This window comes from Streptomyces sp. BR1, assembly GCF_052373795.1.
Taxonomy (GTDB): domain Bacteria; phylum Actinomycetota; class Actinomycetes; order Streptomycetales; family Streptomycetaceae; genus Streptomyces.
This window is the reverse complement of record NZ_CM126252.1, coordinates 322,416-342,555: the sequence shown is the minus strand read 5'-3', so window position 1 is coordinate 342,555 and position 20,140 is coordinate 322,416. Positions and strand designations below refer to the sequence as shown.

Below are 20,140 nucleotides of genomic sequence, written 5' to 3'. Positions count from 1 at the left end.
AGGCCCGGCGGGCGACGCGAGCACCGAGCACCCGGAAGAAGACAGGGAACATGAGTTACCGGAAGATCCTGACCAGAAACGTCCTGCTGTGGATGCTCACGGCCTTCGCGGGCAGACTGCCCATCGCGATCGCCCCGCTGGGGCTCGTGTTCCTCGTCAGGGAGACGTCCGGCGGCTACTCGCTGGGCGCCACCCTGGCCGGTGCGTATGTGCTCGGTGAGGTGCTGGGTTCGGTGGTGCTCGGCGCGTGGATGCACCCGACGCGGCTGCATCTGTCGATCGGCATGGCCGTCGGCGGCGCGGCCTTCGCCGGACTGGCGCTCTTCCCCGACGCGTCGATGGCGTTGACGGTCGCCCTGGCCTTCCTCGGCGGCGCGGCCCCGGCCGCCGGGCCGGGCGGTATGCGCAGCATGCTCATCGCCCTGGTCGACAAGGCGGACGAGCCCAAGGCCCTGAGCGCCGAGACGGTACTGACCCAGGTCACCTGGGGCGGCGCGCCCGCGCTCGTGGTCCTGCTCGCGGTGAACGTCTCGCCCCGCGCACCGCTCGCGCTCGGCGCCATCGGCTTCGTCGCGGCCGCGCTCGTACTGTTGCTGCTGCCCGAAGCGAGCCCGGTGGCGGCCGAGGACGAGGGCACCGGCCAGGCCAAGGCGGCACGCGGACGGGTGCTCGCCTCCGCCTGGCCGATCTACCTCACCAGCGCGGCCGCCATGGCCATGCTCGCCACGGCGGAGCTCGCCCTCACGCCGCTGCTCGAGTACCGCGACCTGACCGTCAACTGGTCCGGCGCGCTGCTCGCCCTCTTCTCCCTGACCAGCGCGTTCGGCGCGTTCCTCTATGGCCTGCGCACCTGGCCGGGCACCGTACGCGGCCAGAGCCTGGTGTTCCTGCTGCTGACCGCGGTGTGCGTGTCGATGTCCGCGGTGCTGCCCAACCTGATCGGTATCGCGGTCGCCTTCCTCGCGGCCGGTGTCTTCCAGGCCGGGGTCATGGTCACCCGCAGCCTCAGCCTGCGCGAACGCCTTCCCGAGCACGCGCACACGGCCGGCTACTCGATCCAGTACGCGGTGCAGGGCGTCGGCTACACCCTCACCGCGTCGGTGGCGGCGATCGTCCTCGACGGCTCGACCCCGGTCGTGGCCATTCTGGGCGGCGTGGTCATCACGCTGCTGCTGACGGGTGTGAGCGCGGCCGCGGAACTGCGGTTCCGGCAGACGCGGGCGGAAGAGGCGGTCAGTTGAGCAGCCCGATCACGGCGTCACGCGGCGGAAGCGGGCAGCGGTCGTCGGCCGACGGATCACACGGCGGAAGGGAGCGCTGACCATGCCCAAGCTCGTACTGGCCAACGGCGCCCTCCTCGCCAGCAGCGCCACCCCCGACACCCCCGGCTTCGATCACCTCACCCCGGCGGAGCGGTCCGGGCTGCGGCGGCTGGCCCAGCGCGCGGTGTGGTGCGCCGAGGACGGCGATCTGCTGGTCCTGCCGGTGCACCCGGGCGAGGACTTCCTCGCGTACGCGACACGGATGGCCGGACTCGACCGCTCCTCGCTGGAGGTTGTGGTCGCGCCGTTCGGTGAGGCGGGCGTTCAGGTGCCGCTCGGACACCGGCGGCGTCGCCCGGACTTCGAGCGGCGCCTGCGCGAAGTGGCCGCACGCAGAGGAGTGGACCGGCTCTGGCCGTACTTCTTCGACATCTCGGTGGCGGCGTTTGCTGCGCGCCTCGGGCTCGCCGAGGGGACGCCCGGCTTCGCCTTCATGGCGCAGGGCGGTGCCGAACTCCTCAACGACAAGGCCACGTTCCGGGCGCTGGCCGCAGGGGCGGGCGCCTCCGTGCCCGAGGGCGTGGTCACGGCCGATTGGGGGAGTGCCGCCGAGTACGCCTGGGATCTGCTGGCCGGTGGCCACAGCGCCATCCTCAAGCGCACCCGCAACGTGGCGGGTCTGGGCAATGTGGTGTTCAGCCCGGAGCACGGCGTCGAGGTGATCGGCGCGAACCGGCACCTCGTCATCGACGACCGGGCCGCGCTGGAGGAGCACCTCGACGAGCAGTGGCCCGACTACACCGCCTCGGGACGCCACCCCGTGGTCATCGAGCGCTACCACCCCTCCTCTGTCCCGCTGTACACAGGGCTGCACATCACCGACCGTGGCATCACGCCCTACGGCCACGGCGAGATGCGGATGGCCCCGCTCTTCGCGGGCGTCGCCGTGTCCCCGAAGGCGGCGGACCATCCGCGCTTCCCGGACTTCCTGGCGCAGGCCGAACGGATCGGCGCCGTGGTGCGCACGATGGGCTACCGAGGTCGGCTGAGTGTGGACGCGATGCTCACCCCGGACGGAAGAATCCTCCTCAACGAGATCAACGCCCGGGCGGGCGGCGCCACGCACATCCACAACCTCGGCCTGCGCGTCGGCGCGGACCGCCATCTGCTGGACGGCCGCCACCGGCCTTCGTTCTCGCTTTCCGACACGCTGCGCGAGCTGGACATACGGGGACTCGCATACGACCCCGGGACCCGCACCGGGGTCATCGTCACCGTCCACGACACGGTCTCCGACCCCGGATACGGCGAACTCTGTGCCGTCTCCGACTCGTCACAGGGCGCGGCGGAGCTGGAACGAGCGGCCCACACGGCCCTCGCCGAAGTCGCTGCATCCCTTCAACTCCCTTCCCCCACACCAGAGATGGCAGCACGATGACAACGCAGACCCCGTCGGAGTATCTGATGGACAGCGCCGACCCGGACGAGCGCGCCCGGCTCCGGGCCATCGAGGACGCGTACGACCCCGGAACGCTGCGGCACCTGGCCGCGCTCGGCGTCCGCGAGGGCTCGCGGGTGCTCGTCGCGGGCGTGGGCGCGGGCAGCTTCCTGCCCTGGCTGTCCGAGGCGGTCGGCGCCACGGGCTCGGTGCTCGCCACCGACATCGACACCCGGCACGCGGCCCCCGTCGCCGAGAAGTACGCGAATGTGGAGGTCCGCCACCACGACTTCCTGTCCGAGGACTTTCCTCAGGGCCAATTCGACGTCGTACACGGCCGGTTGATCCTCATTCACTTCCCGGAGCGCGACGAGATCATTGCCCGCCTCGCCGCCGCCCTGAAGCCCGGCGGCACGCTGCTGGTCGAGGACTACGACTGGGGCTCGTGCGGCCCGGCGTTCCCGTCGGCCGACGCGACCGCCGCCGAGGAGCTGAGCGCGAAGCTCGCTCCGTACTACCGTGAGCACGGCTTCGACCCGTACGTGGGAAGAAAGTTGCCCGGTTTGCTGCGCCGCGCGGGGCTCGTCGATGTGGACGCCGAGGGGCGGGTGCTCACCCTGCGGGGCGCGAGCTCGACGCTCGCGCCGATCTACACGAAGTCGCACGAGCAGCTGGTCGCCCGTGCCGATGCCCGGGGGCTGGTGAGCGATGAGGAGACCGCGGCGTTCCTGCGACGCATGGCCGACCCCCAGTTCGACATGACCGGGCAGACCATGATGGCCGCCTGGGGCCGCCGCGCCGGTACGGAGGCGGGCGCGTGAAGATCGGGGTGACCACGTTCGTCACGGACAACGGCATCGGTCCCGTCCCGCTCGGCCGGGCGCTGGAGGAGCGGGACTTCGAGTCGTTCTTCATGCCGGAGCACACGCACATCCCGGTCAGCCGCGAGTCGCCGTTCATGCCCATGACGGCGAAGGCACACCTCGTCCTCGCGGGCGAGCGGGTGCCGCCGGAGATGAGCGCGGGTGATCTGCCCGAGAAGTACGCGCGTACCCCGGACCCGCTGGTGGCGCTGAGTGCGATGGCGGCCGTGACCAGCCGCCTCCTTGTCGGCACCGGAATCCTGCTGGTCGCCCAGCGCGATCCGATCATCCTCGCCAAGCAGGTCGCCAGCCTCGACCACCTCTCGGGCGGCCGCTTCCTGTTCGGGGTGGCGGCGGGCTGGAACCGCGAGGAGATGCGCAACCACGGCACCGACCCCCGCCAGCGCAACGCGGTGCTGCGCGAGCGGATCCTGGCGATGAAGGAGATCTGGACGCGGGAGAAGGCGGAGTTCCACGGCACTCACGTCGACTTCGACCCGATCCTCTCCTGGCCCAAACCACTGAGCCACCCGCACCCGCCGATCCTCGTAGGCGGCGAGGGCCACCCGTCGTACCGCCGGGCGCAGGAATACGGCGACGGCTGGGCCCCGATCTACGGCGGCGACGCCGAGGGTCTGGCCCGCCAGATCACCCGCTTCCGCGCCGAAGCCGAAGTGACGGGCGCTCCGGTCCCCCCGGTAACGGTCTTCTGGGCCCCCGCGGACCCGGCGGTCCTGGGGACCCTGGCGGCGGCGGGGGTGGAGCGGGTGCTGCTGGATCTGCCGTGGGCGACGGAGGCGGACTCGTTGCGGCATCTGGACCGGCTGGTCGGGGCGCGGGAGGAGTTCTTGGGGAGGGCATGAGGGGGCGATGCGTCCCCGGGCACCTATAGGGGCGCGGGGAACTGCGCGACCAGCCACGCACGGTCCGCACCCGAAATGACAGCCCTTCGGGCCACGCTCAGAGCCCGCGCAGCAACTCGTCGATCCCGGACTTGATCCGTTCAGGGCTCAACTTCCGCTCCACGGTGAGGTGTTCAAACAGACTCGGCACGAACGGCCCGAGCAGTAGATGGGCCGTCACGGCCGGATCGGAAGCGGGCCGAGCCTCCCGCAACAGCATGGTGACATGCGCGTACATCGCCCCGTACACACCATTGCGATACCGCGCACCCGGCGACGCCGCCTCAGCCATGCTCATGATCGTGATCTGATCGAGGATCCGATCGGCGAGCGCATGCAGAAACGCACGCAGCCGCTCGGCAGCCGGCGCACCAGGCCCGAGGGGCGGCGGCCCGGTCAAGAACGACGACTGGAACCGCTGCTCGGCGTCGTCGAGGAGCGCGAAGAGCAGCGTGCTCACATCGCCGAAGCGGCGATAGACCGTCCCGACGCCCATGCCCGCCGCGTGTGCGACGGCGTTCATGGTGACGGCCTGCGGCCCCTGCTCGTCGACCAGCCGGGCCGCCGCGTCGAGGATCTTCCGGCGGTTACGGGCGGCGTCCGCGCGCTCGGGCGGGGCCTGGCCGGTGACGGAGAGTTCGATGGGCGTCATGTTCCGAGGCTACCGGATACCTATCCGCTTCGTTCGCTTCACAAGGGATCGAGGGTGCTGGCCTGGGGGGGGGCTTGCCAAGTGGATTCGTATCCGGTTTACTCATGGACGTCGAAGCGGATAGCTATCCGTATCGACGGTAGAAGCTTACTGATCTCAGCTTGGGAGGGGCCTCGTCATGAGTGCCAAGGTCGCGGTCGTCTACTACTCGTCCACCGGCAATGTCCACCAGCTCGCCAAGGCGGTCGCCGAGGGTGCCGAGAAGGCGGGTGCCGAGGTGCGGCTGCGCCGGGTGCCCGAGCTCGCCCCGGACGCCGCCATCGACGCCAACCCGGCGTGGCGCGAGCACGTCGAGGCCACCAAGGACGTCGAGATCGCCACGCTCGACGACCTGGAGTGGGCGAACGCGTACGCCTTCGGTTCGCCGACCCGTTACGGCAACATCGCCGCCCAGCTGAAGCAGTTCATCGACACCACGGGCGGCCTGTGGCACCGCGGCGGCCTCGCCGACAAGCCCGCCACCGGCTTCACCAGCGCCCACAACGCGCACGGCGGCAACGAGGCGACCACGCTCGCGCTGTACAACACGTTCCACCACTGGGGTTCGATCATCGTCGCGCCCGGCTACACCAACCCGGTCGTGTACGGCGCGGGCGGCAACCCCTACGGCACCTCGCACGCCGGCGGCGCGGGCGCCCCGTCCGTGGAGACCCTGGAGGCGGCCCGCTACCAGGGCGAGCGCCTGGCGACGATCACGGCGCGGCTGCAGGCGGGTACGCGCTAGTCGTACGCAGGTTGAGTCGTTTGTGAGAGCCCTTGCCGCAGAGGCAAGGGCTCTCGCCCATTTGTGGGCCGGAATTCTGCGGGCATGGCGGAGCACTTCGCGGGAACTCGGATGCCAGGAGGTGTGCGTATGGTTCCCCTGCTTCTGGTGCTTCTGCTCGCCCTGCTTCTTTTCGGCGCGGGTTTCGCACTCAAGATTCTGTGGTGGTTCGCCGTCATCGTGCTGGTCTTCTGGCTCGTGGGATTCGCGGCCCGTTCGGCGGGCGCGGGTGGTCGACGAGGCCGTTGGTACCGGTGGTGAGGTGATTCCCGGGAGGGAGCGTTAGGGACGGGTGATCGGGGGCACCCGTCCGACGTCACGACGTCGACGTCCAACCGGCAATCCGTACCAGCGAATTCGGAGGTAATACCATGGGTCTGGGCGGATGCATTCTGTTGATCGCGGTGGGGGCGATTCTCACCTTCGCGGTCGACTGGCATGTGCAAGGAATGAACATTCACGTGGCCGGGCTCATCATCATGGCGGTCGGAATCATCGGAACGGGCGCCTATGTGAGCATCTTCAAACGCCGTCGGCTCCAGGCGCCGCCGCCTGCGGCTCCGGTCGTGGAGGAAGACCGCCGCTACTACTGAGCTGAATTCGGCCGTACGAGCATGTGAGCGGCACGAGCCGAACCGGCTGAGGGAGCCGATAGTGAGCCGAACCCGCGTCCTGGTCGTAGGAGCCGGATTCGCCGGCTACCAGGCGGCCCGCACAGTGCAACGCCGTCTGCACGGCCGCGCTCAGACGGTGCTGCTCAACCCGACCGACTATTTCCTCTACTTGCCCCTGCTCCCACAGGTGGCCGCCGGAATCCTGGAGCCCCGCCGGGTGACGGTCTCGCTCCCCGGAGCCCTGCCGGGCGTACGTCTCGTACTGGGGGAGGCCGGGCGGGTGGACCTGGCGCGGGGCTATGTGCACTACCGCGATCCGGAGGGTCGAGAGGGCGAACTCGCTTACGACCGCCTTGTGTTGGCCGTAGGCAGTGTGAACAAATTGCTGCCGGTGCCGGGGGTCGTCGAGTACGCGCATGGATTCCGTGGCCTGCCCGAGGCGCTGTACTTACGGGACCACATCACCCGCCAGATTGAACTGGCGGCAACGTCGGACGATGCCGAGGAGCGTGCGGCCCGACGTACGTTCGTGGTGGTGGGCGCGGGCTATACGGGCACGGAAGTGGCAGCGCAGGGAGTCCTGTTCACGAACGCTCTGGCCCGCCACAGGGGACCACTGCGCTGGTTGCTGGTGGACATCGCGCCCAGGGTGCTACCGGAACTCGACCGCAGGTTGTCCAATTCGGCGGACCGGGTGCTGCGCGCCCGTGGCGTCGAGATCCGCCCGGGAACGTCGGTGGCCGAGGCCACGCCGGAGGGGGTGCGTTTGGACGACGGCGAGTTCGTACGGACGCGCACGCTGGTCTGGTGTGTAGGTGTACGCCCGGACCCGCTGGTCGGGGAACTCGGCCTACCGGTGCAGGGCGGACGGTTGATCGTAGATGCACGGCTCCAGGTGCCCGGCCACGAGGAGGTGTTCGCCTGCGGCGACGCGGCGGCCGCCCCCGACCTGACCCGCCCGGGCGAGCTGACCGCCATGACGGCCCAGGCGGCCGGTTGCCGTTGCGCCGTAGCCAACGCACAGCCTCCGGCGCCGCATCGAACACTTCTGCTCCAGCTCGCTCGCCGATCCGCATCCGTACCACCTCGTGCTCGTACGACGACGCCACGACTTGAACCTGACACCGGTGTCAACTCCTACGATCCCGGCATCCCAACCACGTCGTACAAGGAGGAAACAGCGATGAGTGACCTGACCGGCAAGGTAGCCCTCGTCACCGGTGGCAGTCGTGGGATCGGTGCGGCCATAGCGAAGCGCCTGGCCGCCGCAGGGGCCGCCGTCGCCCTCACCTACGTACAGGCAGAAGACCAAGCCCGCACCGTTGCCAAGGACATCGAGGCGGACGGCGGGCGGGCTCTCGTCATCCAGGCCGATCTCACCCAGCCCACCGCCGCCGCCGAGGCAGTGGAGCAGACCGTACGCGAGCTCGGACGCATCGACATCCTCGTCAACAACGCGGGCTTCCTCACCTACGGCCCACTCGACGAGGTGTCCGTCGACGAACTCGACCGGGTGCTCGCTGTCGACGTCCGGTCCGTGTTCCTGGCCGCGCAGGCCGCCGCCCGGCACATGAGCGACGGCGGACGGATCATCAGCATCGGATCGTGCTTCAACGGGCGCGTTCCCGGACCGAACTTCGTCCTCCAGGCGATGGCCAAGACCGCGCTCGTCGGGCTGACCAGGGGACTCGCCCGGGAGCTGGGGCCGCGCGGGATCACCGCCACCATCGTGGACCCGGGCCCGATCGACACCGACATGAACCCCGCCGCCGGGGAGACCGCCGACTTCCAGCGTTCCCTCACCGCCCTCGGCAGCTACGGCCACGCCGACGACATCGCCGCCGCCGTGGCCTACCTGGCGGGCCCCGGCGGACGGTACATCACCGGCACCGCCCTCGCCGTCGACGGCGGATACACCGCCTGACGGCGAGCCTCTACGGGGCGGCCGCGAGCGGGGAAGCCGAGATCGCCCGCCTGCTGTCGGCGGCCGGGGCGAGCCCACCCGCCCGTTGGCATCTTCCGCATCAGCCTCAGTTTCCGCTGCCGATGGTTCACGGCGGCCGAGGCCAGCCCAAAGGGCACACGGCCGAGCCAGCCATTCCCACCCCCCCCGCCCCCCACCGCCGCCTACCGTGCCTCAATCGGCCCATCCCTCCGCGCGCCACCCCCACCCCCCACGTTCCAATGAACAAGTGACCGCCGGACAGTTCACCGCGCCCCTCACCGCGCCGCTGCCGCCGCCCCACGTCGCCGTGGCGCCCCACGACTGTCTCGCGCGCAACGAATGGATCTGCGGCCAATACCTCTCCACCCGCCGCCACATCCTCTGGGACGCCGTCGTCCAGCACCTTCAGCTCACAGTCGTATCCGTACTGCTGGGGCTCGCCATCGCCCTCCCGCTCGCCGTCGTCGCGCGGCGTTGGCGGTGGGCCGCCGGGCCCGTGCTCGGGGTCACCACCGTGCTGTACACCATCCCCTCCCTCGCGATGTTCTCGCTGCTCCTTCCGGTGTACGGGCTGTCGGCGACCCTCGTCGTGGCCGGGCTCGTCCTGTACTCGCTGACCCTCCTCGTACGGAACATCCTCGCCGGGCTGCGAGCTGTGCCCGAGGACACGCGGCAGGCCGCGCGCGGCATGGGATACGGGCCCGTACGGCTGCTCCTCGCCGTCGAGCTGCCGCTCGCGCTGCCCGCCGCCATGGCGGGGCTGCGGATCGCGACCGTTTCCGCCGTCTCGCTCGTCACCGTCGGCGCCATCGTCGGATACGGCGGACTCGGCAACCTCATCTACTCCGGCATGAACACCTACTTCAAGGCCCAGGTCCTCACCGCCTCCATCCTCTGCGTCGTCATCGCCATCGCCGCCGACCTCGTACTCCTCCTCGCCCAACGGCTGCTCACGCCATGGACCCGGGCGGTACGGGCATGACCCCGGGCACGATCTCGCGCGCCGAGACCCCGGTCCCGCACCCCGCCACCCCGGCGGTACCCGTATGACCACCCTCACCGACGCCTGGTCCTGGCTCACCGGCTCCGCCCACTGGCACGGCGAGAACGGCATCTGGCACCGGCTGGGCGAGCATCTCTGGCTCACCGCCCTGTGCCTCCTCCTCAGCTGTCTCATCGCGCTGCCCGTCGCACTCGTCCTCGGACACCTCGGGAAAGGCGGCGCCCTCGCCGTCAACCTCTCCAACATCGGCCGCGCCGTGCCCACCTTCGCCGTACTCGTTCTGCTGCTCCTCACCCCGCTCGGCCGGCACGGCGAGGCCCCGACGATCGTCGCCCTGATCCTCTTCGCCGTACCGCCGCTGCTGACCAACGCGTACGTCGGCATGCGCGAAGTCGACCGGGACGTGGTGAGGGCCGCTCGGGGCATGGGGATGACCGGTAGCCAGCTGCTGTGGCGCGTCGAGCTGCCGCTCGCGCTGCCCCTCGTCCTCACCGGCGTACGCATCGCCGCCGTCCAACTCGTCGCCACCGCCACCCTCGCCGCGCTCGCGGGCGGCGGCGGACTCGGACGGATCATCACCGCCGGATTCAACCTCGCCTCCACCCCGCAGGTCGTCGCGGGCGCGATCCTGGTCGCCGTGTTCGCGCTGGTCGTGGAGGCGATCTTCGAGGTCGTCCAGCGCCTCGGGCCGCGATGGGCGAGGGCCGGCGGTGCCGGATGAGGCTCCTTCGCGCACTCCTCGCCCGGCCGTGGCGCACCCCTCGCCTCCACCGCGCACTCCTCGCCCGGCCACGGCGCGCCCCTCGCGCCCACCGCGCACTCCTCGCCGCCGCCCTCCTCACCGGAACCGCCACCGCCTGCACCACCGGCCCCACCCTCGAAAACCAGGGCGCCGTCACCGCCCCGCCCGGCGACAGCAAGCACCTCACCATCGGCACCGCCGGATTCACGGAAAGCGATCTGCTGGCCCAGATGTACGCCCTGCTGCTCAACAACGCCGGCTACCGCACCAAGATCCTGTCCGTCACCAACCGTGAGCTGTACGAACCCGCCCTCGAATCCGGACAGATCGACGTCGTGCCCGAGTACGCCGCCACCCTCGCCGACTGGCTCAACGCCAAGGCGCACGGCCCCGACGCACCCCCCGTCGGCTCGCCCGACCTCGCGAAGACGATGACCGCGCTGCGGCGGCTCGCCACGCCACGCGGCCTCACCGTCCTCGACCCGGGCCGGGCCGTCGACCAGAACGCGTTCGCCGTCACCGTCGACTACGCCCGGCAGCACAAGCTGAAGACGCTCAGCGATCTCGGCGCCTCGAAACTCCCCGTACGACTCGCGGCGGGTGACGAATGCGTTCAACGCCCGTACTGCGAACCCGGGTTGAAGAAGACGTACGGGATCGACATCACCGCCGTCGACCCCAAAGGTGTCGGCACCACCCAGTCCAAGCAGGCCGTCCAGAACGGGCAGGACCAGATGGTCCTCACCACGACCACCGACGCCACCCTGGACAACTTCGGACTTGTTCTCCTCGCGGACGACAAGCATTTGCAGAACGCCGACTACATCGTGCCCGTCGTGAACCGCTCCCGAGCGGGCAGCAAAGGAGTGACTGACGCACTCGGCGCGCTCAACACCGTACTCACCACAGCCGACTTGGCCAGCCTCAACCAGCAAGTCGACAGCTGGCGGCGGTTGCCGCAGGACGTGGCCAAGACCTACTTGGAGTCGAAAGGCCTGCTGCGGCCGCGGCCCTGAATCCGGTCCCGCAGACGGTCCTTGCCGCGGCGGTGCAGACGGTGCTGGACCCGGCCCAGGACGCGGTCCGGCGGTGGCTCGTCCGGCAGGTCGTCCAGGCCCTGCTGTACGCGCGCGTGGACGTGCACGTCGTGCCAGCCGTCGGCGTGCAGCTGGGCGCTGCGCCGGGTGCTCTCGGTGGGGAAACCGGACTTCATGGCGACGCGGCAGGCCGCCTCGTTCGCCATGGGGTGCGCGATCTCGATCCGGTGCAGGCCGACCGTGTCCAGCGCCCAGTACGCGAGCGCGGACACGCCCGCCGGAGCCACGCCCTGGCCGCGCGCCGGGGGCAGTACCCAGTACCGGCACTCGGCGCGGCCGACCGCCAGCTCCAGATGGCACAGCGCCGCCCACCCGATCACCGCGCCGTCCGACGCCCGGGCCATCGCCCAGTGCGCGTCCGTCTCCGCCCGCCAGCCCTGGCGCCAGCGCGCGATCCACTCCCTCGTCTCGATCTCGCAGTCCGCCCGCCGACGCGTCCAGTGCTGGATCGACGGATCCTGGTACGCCTCGTAAACGAACGGCGCGTCGTCGAGTTCCCAAGGGCGCAGGAACAGACCGGCGGAGACCGGGAGCGAGGGCTGCTCGGACCGGCCGAGGCGGCCCGCCGGAACAACCGCAGGGACCAGCTGGGGCATACGCACATCATGTCAGCCGAGCACCCTCGGAGGGGCGCGCTCCGGTCGGTCCGCACACAATCCGGCAGGAATCCGCGCCTCCCCCGGCACGCACCCGCGCCCCCGCCATTCACCACCGTACAAGCCCAGTTGACCCGACAATGGGGCAGTCGAAGATCGCGAGAGGGGTAAGTGGACATGGATCACAAGGAGCTACGGGACCGGTTCGCCGCGCTGACCAGCGCGCACGTCGCGGACGCCTGCCTGCGTGCCGGCGTCCCCGTGCGGTGCGCGCCCGCCGAAGTGCAGGCCGTGGTCGAGGGCGGACGCGTCGCCGGACGCGTCGCACCCGCCCGGCACGTCGGCAGTGTCGACATCTTCCTGGAGGCGTACGAGGAAGCCGCGCCCGGCGACGTACTGGTCGTCGACAATGGCGGGCGGCGCGACGAGGCGTGCGTCGGGGACCTCGCCGTGCTGGAGGCCAAGGGCGCGGGGCTCATGGGCGTGGTCATCTGGGGGCTGCACCGCGACACCGCCGACATCCGGGCGATCGGCCTGCCGGTCTTCAGCATGGGCTCCACTCCGACCGGCCCGCAGCGCCTCGACGGCCGCCCCGAGGACGCGGTGGAATCCGCCGTGGTGGGGCAGTGGACGGTGAGCCGCGCGGACGTGGTCCTCGGTGACGACGACGGCGTCCTGTTCGTCCCCGCCGACCGCGTCGACGAACTCCTCGCCCTCGCCGAGACCATCCGCGACACCGAGCGCCGCCAGGCCGAACGCATCCGCGCGGGCAACTCCCTGCGCGGCCAGGTCCAGTTCGAACGCTACCTCGCCGAACGCCGCCGGAACCCGTCCTTCACCTTCCGCGAGCACCTGCGGGCGGTGGGCGGCGCGATCGAGGAATAGCCCCGGCCGAAGCCCCCTCAGGCCGTGCCTGCGCCCTCTCAAGTCGTACGTGCCCTGCGTGCCGGGCGACAGTGATCGTGATACGACCATGGTCATACGTCCCCGGGAACGAAAGGGTGTCCACGATGCTGTTCGGTGCGCACGAGCCGCTGGCCGTCGAGGTGGCGACCGTGATCCGAGCCGGGGACGTCCCGCGGCTCAAGGCGCTGCTCGCCGCGCACCCCGGTCTCGCCGGGGCGCGGCTCGGCGACGAGCTGAAGAACCGCACCCTGCTGCACGTGGCCACGGACTGGCCGGGCCACTTCCCCAACGGCCCGGCGGTCGTGACCGCGCTCGTCGAGGCGGGCGCGGACGTGGGCGCGCGGTTCACCGGGCCGCACTCCGAGACCCCGCTGCACTGGGCGGCCAGCTGCGACGACGTCGCCGTCCTGGACGCCCTGCTCGACCTCGGCGCGGACATCGAGGTCGACGGGTCGGTCATCGCGGGCGGCACGGCGATCGCGGACGCGGTCGCGTTCGGCCAGTGGCACGCCGCCCGGCGCCTGCTCGAACGCGGTGCCCGCACCACGTTGTGGCAGGCGGCCGGGCTCGGCGAACTCGACCGCGTAGCCGCCTACTTCACCCCGCCCGCCACTCCACCGCCCGCGATCGAGGTCACCGAGGCGCTGTGGTGCGCCTGCCACGGCGGCCACCGGCCGACGGCCGCGTACCTCCTGGAGCGGGGCGGCGACATCAACTGGGTCGGCTACGACGAACTCACCCCGCTCGACACCGCCGCCCGCGCGGGGCATGTCGAGTTGGTGGCGTGGCTGCGGGGGAGGGGCGCGAGGTCGGCGCAGGACCGGGCGTGAGACGCCCCAACCTCCGTATGGTCGCGTGGCATTGAGGGCATAGCCGTACGTATCGGGACGGGCCACCGGTGGGGAGCGCGTTGGGGCACCCATCGGTAACGAGGTATTCACCGCAAGGGTCTACCCGCATAGATGGCTGAGATGTTGTCATGCCTCTATCACTCCGTTGGACCCCACCTAGTCCTTCGGAGACCGCCTCGATCCAACGGGAGCCCCCACATGCCTCGTTTTCGGCAACTCGCTGTCGCCGCGTCCTCTGTGATGCTCGCGACCGGCGGTCTGATCGTCTCCACCGGCACCGCCCACGCCGCCGTCACCTGCTCGCAGAGCTACCTGCCGCTGCCCGACGCCTCCTGTCAGCCCGGCGCCCTCAACCCGGACGTCACACAGGACACGATCCAGGACACGATCTGTGTCGGCGGCTACAGCACCTCCATCCGTCCGCCCACCAGCTACACCAACGCGCTCAAGGTGCAGCAGATCGCCCAGTACGGGTACAGCGACACCAACACCGCCGACTATGAGGAGGACCACCTCATACCGCTCTCGCTCGGCGGCAACCCGCGCAGCCCGCAGAACCTGTGGCCGGAGCCGCGCTACCAGGCGGGCGGCAGCACCTCGACCGACAAGGACACCGTGGAGTACAAGCTGTACCGCGCGGTCTGTGCAGGAACGGTTCAGCTCGCCCCGGCGCAGCAGGCCATCGCCACCGACTGGACCACCGCACTGGCCCAGGTCGGCCTCTCGTAATCGCCTCGCGCCCATCGCTCCCGCCGTGCACGCCCACGGCGGGAGCGCCGCGCAACTCGCCTCCGACCGCCCGGAATTGCGGACACCCGCTCCGGAACGGCAAATTCCCCACCATGTTTCGGTCAGGGTCTGTCCGGGCTGTCGCGAGCACGCCAAGATCTCCCTGGCGTCGGGCCACCCCTGTGCCCGGCGCGGGGAGGAGAGCGCATGATGCCCGCACGGCGTCGACGACGGTTCATGACCTGCACCGTCGTGGCCGCCGCGTTCGGACTGGTCGGCACCCAGTCGTTCGCGGCGTCCGGTGACACCAGACCCAGACCCTGGAACGCGCGCCACCAGGCCGACATCGGCCGCAAGCACACCAAGGCGGTACTAGCCGGACACGGCAGGTCCGCCCTCGCCGCCCAGGGCGGGGACGACGGCTCCGACGAGGCCGAGAACTCCGCCGAAGGCACCGCCCAGTACACCGAGGCCCGCACCGCCCCCGGCGTGGTGGCGCCCGGCGCCTACGGCGCCGCCTGGGCGCAACTCCAGTCCATGCCGCACACCCGCGGCGACTGGGACCATGTGACCAAGAAGGCGTACAACTCGGACGACCCCCGCTACCGCGACATCAACTCCAACTCCAGCGGCGGCTCCGGCGACGTGACCGGCCGGATCACCGGCATCGCCGCCGACGACCAGGGATATGTGTACGCGGGCGGCGCCAACGGCGGGGTGTTCCGCTCGAAGACCGGCGGCGGACACTGGCAGCCCATCGCCGACAAACTGCCCTCCCTGTCCACCGGAACCCTCGCCCTCGACAGCTCCAAGCGACTCTGGTACGCCACCGGCGAGTCCAACACCGGGGCGACATCGTTCGTGGGCACGGGAGTCTACGTACTCGCGGACCCGCAGCACGGGCAGTTCCAGCCGGGTGGCCGCGTCGGCGGCGCCGAGCTGGAGAGCACCGTCATCCACGCGCTGCGCTTCGCCGGAACCACGGTGTGGGCGGCGACCAGCCGAGGTGTCTGGTCGCACTCGACGACCACCCTCTCGGGACCGTGGAAGCTGGAGTTCGCGCCCAACCCGGACTATCTGCCCGGCGGTTCCAAGGCGGCCGACCCGTCCGCCCCGTACAAGAACATCGCCAATGACATCGCGGTCGACCCGAAGGACCCGAGCAAGGTCCTGCTCGCCGTCGGCTGGCGGGGCGGCGACACGTACAACGGGCTCTACGGCAAGCAGAGCGACGGCAGTTGGAAGCCGGTCAGCGGGCTCGGCGACCTGCCGACCAGCAGCGACGACGTCGGCAATGTGACGTTCGGTGCGGCGGCCGACGGTTCGCGGCTCTACGCCATCGACGAGTCCCCGGCCCAGATGGCGTCCAACCCGGACAGCGGTCTCAAGGGCGTATACGTCTCCAAGAACGGCTCGCCGTTCGGGCCGTGGACGCAGATCGCCGACTACACCAAGCTCAAGAACTCCGGCTCCGCGCTCCAGGGCGCGGGATACATGCCCGGCATCCAGTCCTGGTACAACCAGTTCCTCCAGGTCGATCCGACCAATGCCGACCATGTCTACCTCGGTCTTGAGGAAGTCTTCGAGACGAAGAACGGCGGGACGAGCTGGATCACCCCCGGCCCGTACTGGAACTTCTCGTTCCCCTGCTGGAGCATCGACCCCACCAAGCAGACCGGTGACTGCTCACCGACCACCCACTCCGACCAGCACGCCGTCGCGATCGGCTCCTACAAGGGCAAGAGCTGGGCGTACGTCGGCAATGACGGCGGTATCTACCGGCGCCCGCTCAACGGAGCGGTCGACTCCGGCGGCCACGCCAAGGACTGGCAGTCGCTCAACGACGGCACCATCGACACCCTCCAGTACTACTCGGTCGGCATCGGCAAGGACCTCGACCACGGCGGGGTCTCGATCACCGGCGGGCTCCAGGACAACGGCCAGTCGATCCTGCGCGCCCACGACAAGGTGATGGGCTCCAACTTCGGCGGCGACGGCGGCGACACCATCGCCGACCCCGCCAACGGCTGCGACATCGCCGAGGAGTACGTCTACCTCGACATGTGGGTCACCCAGGACTGCGGCGCCAACAACGGCGCCTGGGCCACCGACCCGACCAAGGCCACCGAGTACGAAGTCGCCCCGCCCGACAAGGACCTGGGCGGCGCGGGTGCCCGCTTCATCGCCCCGATCGCCGCGGACGCCAAGGACGGCAACACCTGGGTGGCGGGCGGCCGTCACGTCTGGGTGCAGACCAAGGGCTACGCGATCCGCTCCGGCGCGGAGTGGAAGAACGCCTTCGACCTCGGTGCAGGCCATGTGGCCACCGCCGTCGCCTCCTCGGGCGGCACGGTGTACGCCGGTTGGTGCGGTCCCTGCAACAACCAGGGCTTCAGCCGGGGCATCGCCGTCGGCAACGCGGACGGCACCGGCTGGCACCAGCTGAACCTGCCGGTCGACGCCACGATCCCGAACCGCTACATCTCCGGCTTCGAGGTCGACCCGGCCAACGCCCAGCACGTGTACGTCGCGGTCAACGGGTTCTCGCGCAAGTGGACCGAGGGCCCCGGCGCGGGCTACGGCCACATCTTCGAGTCCCGTGACGGCGGGGCCAGTTGGACGGACATCTCCGCCAACCTGCCCGACGTGCCCGCCAACACGGTCAAGCTCCTGCCGAACGGCGGCCTCGCCCTCGGCACCGACCTCGCCGTCTTCTACCGGCCGGCCGGCGCGAGCCAGTGGCAGGTCCTGGGCTCGGCCCTGCCCACCACCGCCGTCCTCCAGCTGAAACTCGGCCCGGACGGCGAGCTGTACGCGGCCACCCATGGACGCGGCATGTGGTCCTTCGACCCGCGACGGCTGAAGCACTGAATCACTGAAGGACTGAAGCACTGACGGACTGGAGGGGCGTACGATCTGCCCCTCTCAGGACTCCGGCCCCCGTACGGCGTATGTCGTACGGGGGCCGCCGTGTTGCGGCCGACTCGGTTCTTCGGGTCCTCGTGCGGGGCCGTTGTCAGTGGCGCGTGCGAAGGTGATGAGCATGAGTACGACACCTGACGGGCGCCGGATTCCGGCGCCGCACGCCGACGAACGAACCATGCTGGAGAGCTGGCTGGACTTCCAGCGGGCCACGCTCGCGCTGAAGTGCGCGGGGCTCGACGACCGCGAGATACGGCTGCCCGCCGTCGGGCCCTCCCGGATGACGCTCCTCGGCCTGGTCCGGCACATGGCGGAGGTCGAACGGAACTGGTTCCAGCGGGTGTTCGCCGCCACGGATATACCGACGGTGTACGGGGAGGACGGCGACGCCGGATTCGCCCTCGACCCGGGCCGGGGCATCGACACGGCGCTCGCGGAGTGGCGGGCCGAGGTCGCACGCGGCCGCGAGCTGACGGCGGACGCGTCGCTGGAGGACTCCGGCACCCTGCCGGACCACGACGCGGCCGTGCTCGGGGACAAGACTGTCTCGCTGCGCTGGATCCTGATCCATCTCATCGAGGAGTACGCGCGCCACAACGGCCACGCGGATCTGATCAGGGAGCGCATCGACGGCACGACGGGGGTGTGACGCCCATCAAGGGCGTGTGACGCTGTTGTCCGCGAGCGGCAGCCGGGCCTCGAACGCGGCGCCGCCTGCCGCTGCGTCGACGACGGTCAACGTACCGCCGTGCCGCTCGATGACGTCCCGGGCGATGGCCAGACCGAGCCCGGCGCCGCCGTCGTCGCGGCTGCGGGCGTCGTCGAGCCGGACGAACCGCTCGAAGACACGCTCACGGTCGGCGTGGGGCACACCGGAGCCGTCGTCGGCGACCGTCAGCACGGCCTGCGCGCCCTCGGTACGCAGGCTCAGCGTGACGGTCCCGGTGGCGTGGCGCTGCGCGTTGTCGAGCAAGTTGCCCAGGACACGGCCGAGTTGACCCCGGTTGCCGTCGACGTCGACCGCGTCGTCGGTGAGGTGGACGGTGGGGGTGATCCGCTCGGTGGGAGCACGTTTGGCGAGTTCTTCATGGACGAGGGAGGTGAGCGGGACCCTGGTGGTCGGGGGATGGTCACCCGCGTCCAGACGGGCCAGCAGAAGCAGATCGGAGGCGAGATCCTGAAGTCGTACGGTGTCCTCCAAGGCGCCGCTGACCAGTTCGCCCCACAACTCGGGGTCCGGGTGGGCCTGGGCGACCTCCAGCTGGGTGCGGAGCACCGTGATCGGGCTGCGCAGCTCGTGCGAGGCGTCCGCGATGAACTGGCGCTGGCGGGTCCCTGACGCCTCCAGCCGGTCCAGGGTGGCGTTCATCGTGACGGCCAGTCGGGCGATCTCGTCCTGGCTGCGCGGCACGGGCACGCGCCGGTGCAGCTCGCGGTCGCCGATCGCGGCCACCTCGGCACGGATCGCCTCCACGGGCCGCAGCGCCCAGCCCGTCACCCGCCAGGTGACCAGGGCGACGGTCAGGACGAGCAGCGGTACGACGACGACCAGCGCGACCCCGATGGTCTCGTCCGCCGCGTCGGCCTGCCGCAGCGACGTGCCCGCGTACACCGTGACCAGCCCGTTCGCGGTGGCCGTGGTGACCTGGACGACGCGCTGGCGGTGCTCCTCGCGCATCCGTCCGCCGTTCCAGGTGCCACGGACAGTGCCGGGCGAGCGGGGCTGGTCGGTGGTCAGGGCGGGGCGCCCCGCGAGGTTGGGGCTCGCCGCGAGGACCCGGCCCCGGGCGTCAACGACCTGGAGGAAGTCCGCGCCGCGCTCCGGCGCCAGTACGGGGTCGAGTCGGCCTGCGGCGGCCAACTCGGCGGTGTGCAGGGCCTGGCGTTCGGCACCGGTCTGGGCATTGCGGATGAGGTTGCGGTCGAGGAGCCCGAGCAGCCCGAAGGACGCGACCCCGAGCGCCAAAGCCACCACCAGGGACGCGCCCAGAGTGGCCCGGGCGCGGACGGAACGGGGGCGCAGGCGGCGGGCGAGGTCGCGGAGCGCCGCGCCCCGGCGCCTGGCGCCTCGCTGCTCAGCCACCGTCGGCCGCCAGTCGGTAGCCCGCGCCACGGACGGTCTCCACCGAGGCCCGGCCGAACGGTGCGTCTATCTTCCGCCGGAGCGCACTGACATGGACCTCGACGACGTTCAGATCACCCTCGTACGCCGTGTCCCAGACCTGGTGCAGGATCTCCCGTTTGGGCACCACCTCACCGGCATGCCGGGCCAGATACACCAGGACGGCGAACTCGCGCGAGGTCAGCCGGGCCTCGGTCCCGCCCCGGGTGCACCGCTGCGCCGCCGGGTCGATCACGAGATCGCCGAACTCCATGATCTGCGGACTGCGCCGCCCGGTGCGCCGGACGAGCGCGCGCAGCCGCGCGACCAGGACGACGTACGAGAACGGCTTGGAGAGGAAGTCGTCCGCGCCCGTGTCGAGCGCCTCCGCCTCGTCGTACTCGCCGTCCTTCGCGGTGAGCATCAAGATCCCCGACTCGCAGCCGGCCGCCCGCAGCCGGGCACAGATCCGGTAGCCGTTGAGGCCCGGCAGCATGATGTCCAGCACGATGGCGTCGTAGTCGTGCTCACCGGCCAGCCACAGTCCGTGCGGGCCGTCGTGGGCGACGTCCACCGAGAACCCCTCGGCGCGCAGCCCACGCTGCAATGCCGCGGCCAGTCGCCGCTCGTCCTCGACCACCAGTACGCGCATGGGTCCAGGTTCTCAGGCCAACCTGAGGAGTTCCTGAAGAAA

General features: G+C 70.7%; 20 protein-coding genes and 1 pseudogene. 17 read left to right on the top strand and 4 right to left on the bottom strand.

Features of this window, described 5'->3' with window-relative positions; genetic code table 11:
* Nucleotides 1-50 precede the first annotated feature (50 nt).
* The 4 genes from ACT1U9_RS01580 (at nt 51) to ACT1U9_RS01565 (ending at nt 4,426) form a co-directional block, all read left to right on the top strand.
* Complete coding sequence (locus ACT1U9_RS01580; protein ID WP_444536545.1) at nt 51-1,241, top strand: MFS transporter; 1,191 nt, start codon at nt 51-53, stop codon at nt 1,239-1,241.
* Between the two features lie 82 nt (nt 1,242-1,323).
* Nucleotides 1,324-2,700: a peptide ligase PGM1-related protein gene (locus tag ACT1U9_RS01575; RefSeq protein WP_444536544.1), complete on the top strand. Its 1,377-nt coding sequence runs from the start codon at nt 1,324-1,326 to the stop codon at nt 2,698-2,700.
* Entirely contained in the window at nt 2,697-3,521 is an 825-nt protein-coding gene (locus ACT1U9_RS01570; RefSeq protein WP_444536543.1) for a methyltransferase domain-containing protein, read from the top strand. Before ACT1U9_RS01575 ends, ACT1U9_RS01570 begins: the two co-directional genes overlap by 4 nt.
* On the top strand, nt 3,518-4,426 hold the full coding sequence (locus tag ACT1U9_RS01565) for an LLM class F420-dependent oxidoreductase (protein ID WP_444536542.1): 909 nt from the start codon (nt 3,518-3,520) through the stop codon (nt 4,424-4,426). Before ACT1U9_RS01570 ends, ACT1U9_RS01565 begins: the two co-directional genes overlap by 4 nt.
* A gap of 97 nt (nt 4,427-4,523) precedes the next feature.
* Here the strand turns inward: ACT1U9_RS01565 and ACT1U9_RS01560 are convergent, their stop codons facing one another.
* Nucleotides 4,524-5,117, bottom strand: a complete 594-nt coding sequence (locus ACT1U9_RS01560; protein WP_444536541.1) for a TetR/AcrR family transcriptional regulator — start codon at nt 5,115-5,117, stop codon at nt 4,524-4,526.
* 178 nt (nt 5,118-5,295) lie between these two features.
* Here ACT1U9_RS01560 and wrbA point away from each other — a divergent pair, with 178 nt between their 5' ends.
* The 8 genes and pseudogenes from wrbA (at nt 5,296) to ACT1U9_RS01520 (ending at nt 11,260) form a co-directional block, all read left to right on the top strand.
* On the top strand, nt 5,296-5,901 hold the full coding sequence (gene wrbA, locus ACT1U9_RS01555) for an NAD(P)H:quinone oxidoreductase (RefSeq protein ID WP_444536540.1): 606 nt from the start codon (nt 5,296-5,298) through the stop codon (nt 5,899-5,901).
* 129 nt (nt 5,902-6,030) lie between these two features.
* A complete protein-coding gene (locus ACT1U9_RS01550) occupies nt 6,031-6,201 on the top strand; it encodes a hydrophobic protein (protein WP_361418565.1) in 171 nt (56 codons plus the stop codon).
* A gap of 110 nt (nt 6,202-6,311) precedes the next feature.
* The gene (locus tag ACT1U9_RS01545; RefSeq protein ID WP_444536539.1) at nt 6,312-6,533 is read left to right on the top strand and encodes a hypothetical protein; all 222 of its coding nucleotides are present in this window, start codon (nt 6,312-6,314) and stop codon (nt 6,531-6,533) included.
* A 61-nt stretch (nt 6,534-6,594) separates the two neighbouring features.
* A pseudogene (locus ACT1U9_RS01540) lies at nt 6,595-7,548 on the top strand (NAD(P)/FAD-dependent oxidoreductase); the annotation flags it as partial.
* A gap of 189 nt (nt 7,549-7,737) precedes the next feature.
* Entirely contained in the window at nt 7,738-8,478 is a 741-nt protein-coding gene (locus ACT1U9_RS01535) for an SDR family NAD(P)-dependent oxidoreductase (RefSeq protein WP_444538979.1), read from the top strand.
* A gap of 328 nt (nt 8,479-8,806) precedes the next feature.
* Nucleotides 8,807-9,481 carry an ABC transporter permease gene (locus ACT1U9_RS01530; protein ID WP_444538978.1) on the top strand — a complete coding sequence of 225 codons (675 nt, stop codon included), beginning with the start codon at nt 8,807-8,809 and terminating at the stop codon, nt 9,479-9,481.
* A 64-nt stretch (nt 9,482-9,545) separates the two neighbouring features.
* Nucleotides 9,546-10,223, top strand: coding sequence for an ABC transporter permease (locus ACT1U9_RS01525; protein ID WP_444536538.1), 678 nt, complete (start codon nt 9,546-9,548; stop codon nt 10,221-10,223).
* Nucleotides 10,220-11,260, top strand: a complete 1,041-nt coding sequence (locus ACT1U9_RS01520; RefSeq protein WP_444536537.1) for an ABC transporter substrate-binding protein — start codon at nt 10,220-10,222, stop codon at nt 11,258-11,260. Before ACT1U9_RS01525 ends, ACT1U9_RS01520 begins: the two co-directional genes overlap by 4 nt.
* Here ACT1U9_RS01520 and ACT1U9_RS01515 read toward each other — a convergent pair.
* A complete protein-coding gene (locus ACT1U9_RS01515; RefSeq protein WP_444536536.1) occupies nt 11,221-11,937 on the bottom strand; it encodes a GNAT family N-acetyltransferase in 717 nt (238 codons plus the stop codon). The genes ACT1U9_RS01520 and ACT1U9_RS01515 overlap by 40 nt on opposite strands.
* Nucleotides 11,938-12,114: 177 nt before the next feature.
* Here ACT1U9_RS01515 and ACT1U9_RS01510 point away from each other — a divergent pair, with 177 nt between their 5' ends.
* The 5 genes from ACT1U9_RS01510 to ACT1U9_RS01490 all read left to right on the top strand — a co-directional run bounded on the left by ACT1U9_RS01510 (nt 12,115) and on the right by ACT1U9_RS01490 (nt 17,994).
* Complete coding sequence (locus tag ACT1U9_RS01510; protein WP_444536535.1) at nt 12,115-12,822, top strand: RraA family protein; 708 nt, start codon at nt 12,115-12,117, stop codon at nt 12,820-12,822.
* A 125-nt stretch (nt 12,823-12,947) separates the two neighbouring features.
* Nucleotides 12,948-13,673 (top strand): ankyrin repeat domain-containing protein, encoded by a 726-nt coding sequence (locus ACT1U9_RS01505; protein ID WP_444538977.1) that lies wholly within the window; start codon nt 12,948-12,950, stop codon nt 13,671-13,673.
* A 219-nt stretch (nt 13,674-13,892) separates the two neighbouring features.
* Nucleotides 13,893-14,423 carry a hypothetical protein gene (locus ACT1U9_RS01500; protein WP_444536534.1) on the top strand — a complete coding sequence of 177 codons (531 nt, stop codon included), beginning with the start codon at nt 13,893-13,895 and terminating at the stop codon, nt 14,421-14,423.
* 207 nt (nt 14,424-14,630) lie between these two features.
* The gene (locus ACT1U9_RS01495) at nt 14,631-17,294 is read left to right on the top strand and encodes a glycosyl hydrolase (RefSeq protein ID WP_444536533.1); all 2,664 of its coding nucleotides are present in this window, start codon (nt 14,631-14,633) and stop codon (nt 17,292-17,294) included.
* A 172-nt stretch (nt 17,295-17,466) separates the two neighbouring features.
* A complete protein-coding gene (locus ACT1U9_RS01490; RefSeq protein WP_444536532.1) occupies nt 17,467-17,994 on the top strand; it encodes a DinB family protein in 528 nt (175 codons plus the stop codon).
* Between the two features lie 6 nt (nt 17,995-18,000).
* Here ACT1U9_RS01490 and ACT1U9_RS01485 read toward each other — a convergent pair whose 3' ends face one another.
* Entirely contained in the window at nt 18,001-19,368 is a 1,368-nt protein-coding gene (locus tag ACT1U9_RS01485) for a sensor histidine kinase (protein ID WP_444538976.1), read from the bottom strand.
* 52 nt (nt 19,369-19,420) lie between these two features.
* Nucleotides 19,421-20,098 carry a response regulator transcription factor gene (locus ACT1U9_RS01480; protein ID WP_444536531.1) on the bottom strand — a complete coding sequence of 226 codons (678 nt, stop codon included), beginning with the start codon at nt 20,096-20,098 and terminating at the stop codon, nt 19,421-19,423.
* Nucleotides 20,099-20,140: the final 42 nt, after the last annotated feature.